The following is a 3,819-nucleotide window of genomic DNA, read 5'->3' as shown; positions in this document are numbered from 1 at the left end:
CTGGTGGTCGGCCTCCGGCTCCCAGGGGACGCGGGGGTCGGCGTCGATGAGGGCGGAGGTGTTGTACAGGGCGGCGATCTGGGCCAGCAGGGCCTCCTGACGGCTCGCGTCCACGGCCAGCCCGGTGTGCTCGACGGCCTGGTCCATGGCCTTGTCGAGCTTGCTCAGCGCGACGCGGACCTTCCGCTCGGACGCGCCTCCCTCGCGCAGCGCCTTGGCCCGCTTGGCGGCCAGCGCGACGCGGGTCAGCCTGCGGTGGGCGTCGACCTCGCTGGCCGTACGGTCGCTGACCTCGGCAAGGCCCATCCTGACCAGCAGCCGCTCGGGCGTCAGCCGCCAGTTGATGCGGCCGGTTCCGCGGATGCGGTGGCGCTCGATGGCCATGCCGCGCTCCCACAGCCAGGCGGCCACCAGCGGGGCGGCCAGCCGGAACAGCGCCTCGGGCACGCTGCGCGCGTCCATGCTGGACAGGACGGCGGTCAGGCAGGTCAGCGCCCACACGGCGATGCCGTCGATGCCGGCGCTGAAGTTCTCGCGCATGTTGCGACGGGCGCGTACGGCCGAGGTGATGATCGCGACCTCGATGAACGCGAACAGCAGCAACCGCAGCGGCCCGTCGAGCCCCAGCACGTCGCCGGAGAAGCGCCACATGCCCTGCGCCGACACGCCGGTGGCGATGGACGCGGCCACGATGGTCAGCACGTCCTCGACGGGTCGCGGGGCCACGTATCGGGTGAACAACCAGGCGACCGCGCGCCAGACGACCCTGACGATCAGGAACGTCAGCGCGAGCGCGGCCAGGCCGAGCAGCGCGATGACAGCGGTGGCGAGCGGCTTCTCTGTGACGAAGGCTGTTATTTCCTCGAATGTCGGCATCAGTCACTATCCGTGGGGGCTCTGGCTCCGGCTCTACGCGACGAGATCATCGCAGAATGTCGCCATCTTGTACGCCAAACGGCATCTGCCGCCCCATTTTGCCCAGGTTTCACCCCAGTTCCCGGGCTTGATCGGCTCTGGAATCCGCAGGAGGACTGCCGTCGGCGCCCCGGCGGCCCTCTCCCACCGCCGTACGGACGATCCGTCCAGCCCAGGATCGCGTAACCCCGCGGTCACATAAGGTGCGCGCCTGAGGCGGCGGGCCGGTGCGCGGCCTGAGCCGTAGGGTGGGGGCGCACTCGGCCGGGTCGAGAGATAAATTCCTCCTTTCGGAGGGCAACAGCCGCCTTTCCGGATGGGACCATCTATGGAGGGGTTTATCCCGACATGGTGTGATGTATCCCAGCAGGACGGATATCGATGGCAGACAACGAGTTCCCTCTCGTCCAGTTCATGCGTGACGGGTTCGATCCCGTGGGCGAGCTCGGCCGCATCCGCGCCGAGCACCCCGTCTTCCCGATGGAGATCCCCGGCGGCCAGACCGTCTACCTGGTCACCCGCTGGGAGGACGTGCGCGGCGTCCTCGGCGACCACGAACGTTTCAGCAACGACTTCGCCGGTGTGATCGGGCTCGGCTCCAACCAGGAGGACCCGGGCGGCCTCGGCTTCCGCGACCCGCCCGAGCACACCCGGCTGCGCAGGTTCCTGACGCCCGAGTTCACCGTGCGGCGGCTGCGCAGGCTGGAGCCGCGGATCGAGACCATGGTCGAGGAGGCCCTCGACCGCATCGAGGCCAAGGGCGCCGGGAGCATGCCGGTCGACCTGGTCGAGGAGTTCGCGCTGCCGATCCCGTCCCTCGTCGTGTGCGAGCTGCTCGGCGTCCCGTACGACGAGCGCGCCGACTTCGTCAAGCTCAGCAAGGACCGCTTCGACTTCACGGCCGGCCCCGAGGCGTCCCTGCAGGCGATCAACGACGCGATGACGTACCTCACGGACCTCGTGGCCAGGGAGCGGCAGGAGCCGGGCGAAGGGCTGCTCGGGCAGCTGCTGCGCGACCACGGCGACGAGCTCGACGACCGCACGCTCGCCAGCATGGCCGACGGCCTGCTGACCGGTGGCCACGACACCAGCACGAGCATGCTCGCGCTCGGCACGCTCTGGCTGCTGCGCAATCCCGAGCAGGCCGCCAAGGTGCGCGAGGTCGACGGCTACATCAACGACGTCGTCGAGGAGCTGCTGCGCTACATGACGGTCGTGCAGGTCGCCTTCCCGCGCTTCGCCCGCGACGACATGGAGCTGCACGGCGTGCCGATCAAGAAGGGCGAGATGGTCCTCTGCTCGCTCACCGGCGCCAACCGCGACCCCAGCCTGGGCGACGACATGGACGTCGTCCGTCCCGGCCGCGACATCGCGGGCTCGCACATGGCGTTCGGCCACGGCATCCACCGCTGCATCGGCGCGCCGCTGGCCCAGATGGAGATGCGCATCGCCTTCCCCGCGCTGCTGCGCCGCTTCCCCGGCCTGCGGGTGGCGGGCGAGGTGCCGTTCAGGGAACTCGCCATCGTCTACGGCGTGAAAGAGCTACCCGTCGCCTGGTAGAGCGGTTACGTTCGCACTGTGAACGAGCACAGCGCGTACGAGCCCGTCCTCGACCTGGCGGTGATCAGCGCCGTCGTGTTCGACACCGACGGCGTGGTGACCGACACCGCCAGGGGGCACGCGGCCGCCTGGAAGCACGTCTTCGACGCCTTCCTGCGTGGCCGCTCAGCGCCGTTCGACATCCGCGGCGACTACCTCCGCCACGTCGACGGGCGGCCGCGGCTCGACGGCATCCGCACCTTCCTGGCCGCGCGCGGCATCACGGTGCCCGAGGGCGCGCCCGACGACGAGCCCGGCGCCCCGACCGTGCACGGGCTCGGCCTGGCCAAGGACCGGGTCTTCATGGCCCAGGTGGACAAGTACGGCGTGGCCGCCTTCCCCTCCACGGTCGCGCTGCTGCACGAGCTGCGCCGGCGGGGAGCGCGTACGGCGGCCGTGTCGGCCAGCCTGCACGGCCGCAGGCTGGTGACCGCCGCGGGCGTCGCGCACCTGTTCGACCTGCTGGTGGACGGCAACGACGCGGCCCTGATGAACCTGCCGGGCAAACCCGATCCCGCCCTGTTCCTGGAGGCCGTGCGCCGCCTCGACCTGCCCGCCGCCAAGGCCGCGGTGGCCGAGTCCGCGCTGCCCGGCATCGAGGCGGGCAGGAAGGGCGGGTTCGGGCTGGTGATCGCGGTCGCCGGGGACGGCGGCGGCGCGGCCGAACTGCACGTGCACGGCGCCGAGATCGTGCTGGCCGACCTGGGCGAGCTGGCCGTGCGCGGCCGGGTGCTGCCGGTCCGGAGCTGACCCCAGTATGTGACCTCCGTATGTGACCTCCGTACGCCGTGGTGGCGGGGCCTGGTGGCGGCCCGGCCGGGTCGCGCTCCTATCCTTGAGGCTCGTGACCGTCCTCATCGACCCGCCCAACTGGCCGGGACCCCGCGGCCTCATGTGGTCGCACCTGGTCAGCGACAGCTCCCTGAGCGAGCTGCACGACTTCGCGCTGCGGCTCGGGGTGCCGGAGCGGGCGTTCGACCGTGATCACTACGACGTGCCGGAGACCGTGCACGCCCGCGCGGTGTCGCTGGGCGCGCAGGCGGTCGGCTCACGAGAGCTGCTCCAGCGGCTCGTCGCCGCGGGTCTGCGCCGGCGCAAGCGCCGCTAGCCCCGTTTTCCGCACGTCGGGTTGATTGAAGATCGTCGGGTTTGCTGTGGTGATCGTCGTCGCGGTATGACCTGGCAGATGAGGCAGCGTGCGCAGTGGGGCCAGGCCAGTGTCGAGAAGATGCTCGGAGCATTACCGGTGGTGGCCGCGTTCTGCTCGCGGCTGCGGATCCGGGAGCTGGTGGATGCGGCTTGTCC

Annotated in this window: 4 protein-coding genes; 3 read left to right on the top strand and 1 reads right to left on the bottom strand. The window is 70.8% G+C overall.

Going from position 1 to position 3,819, the window contains the following annotated elements; genetic code table 11:
* Positions 1 to 876: hypothetical protein (locus E1267_RS43020; protein ID WP_132341976.1), on the bottom strand; the 876-nt coding region annotated here is incomplete at its 3' end.
* Between the two features lie 420 nt (positions 877 to 1,296).
* Here E1267_RS43020 and E1267_RS43015 point away from each other — a divergent pair.
* The 3 genes from E1267_RS43015 to E1267_RS43005 all read left to right on the top strand — a co-directional run bounded on the left by E1267_RS43015 (position 1,297) and on the right by E1267_RS43005 (position 3,622).
* Positions 1,297 to 2,475: a cytochrome P450 gene (locus tag E1267_RS43015; RefSeq protein WP_181957929.1), complete on the top strand. Its 1,179-nt coding sequence runs from the start codon at positions 1,297 to 1,299 to the stop codon at positions 2,473 to 2,475.
* 18 nt (positions 2,476 to 2,493) lie between these two features.
* A complete protein-coding gene (locus E1267_RS43010) occupies positions 2,494 to 3,264 on the top strand; it encodes an HAD family hydrolase (RefSeq protein ID WP_132341972.1) in 771 nt (256 codons plus the stop codon).
* 94 nt (positions 3,265 to 3,358) lie between these two features.
* The gene (locus E1267_RS43005) at positions 3,359 to 3,622 is read left to right on the top strand and encodes a DUF4031 domain-containing protein (RefSeq protein WP_132341970.1); all 264 of its coding nucleotides are present in this window, start codon (positions 3,359 to 3,361) and stop codon (positions 3,620 to 3,622) included.
* Positions 3,623 to 3,819: the final 197 nt, after the last annotated feature.

This window comes from Nonomuraea longispora (assembly GCF_004348345.1).
Classification (GTDB): domain Bacteria; phylum Actinomycetota; class Actinomycetes; order Streptosporangiales; family Streptosporangiaceae; genus Nonomuraea; species Nonomuraea longispora.
The sequence above is the reverse complement of the archived record's forward strand: the minus strand, read 5'-3'. Positions and strand labels throughout refer to the sequence as shown.

What these genes read in the sequence shown, in the direction of transcription:
- E1267_RS43015 (WP_181957929.1), top strand. Translation starts at nt 1,297, where the DNA reads ATGGCAGACAACGAGTTCCCTCTCGTCCAGTTCATGCGTGACGGGTTC.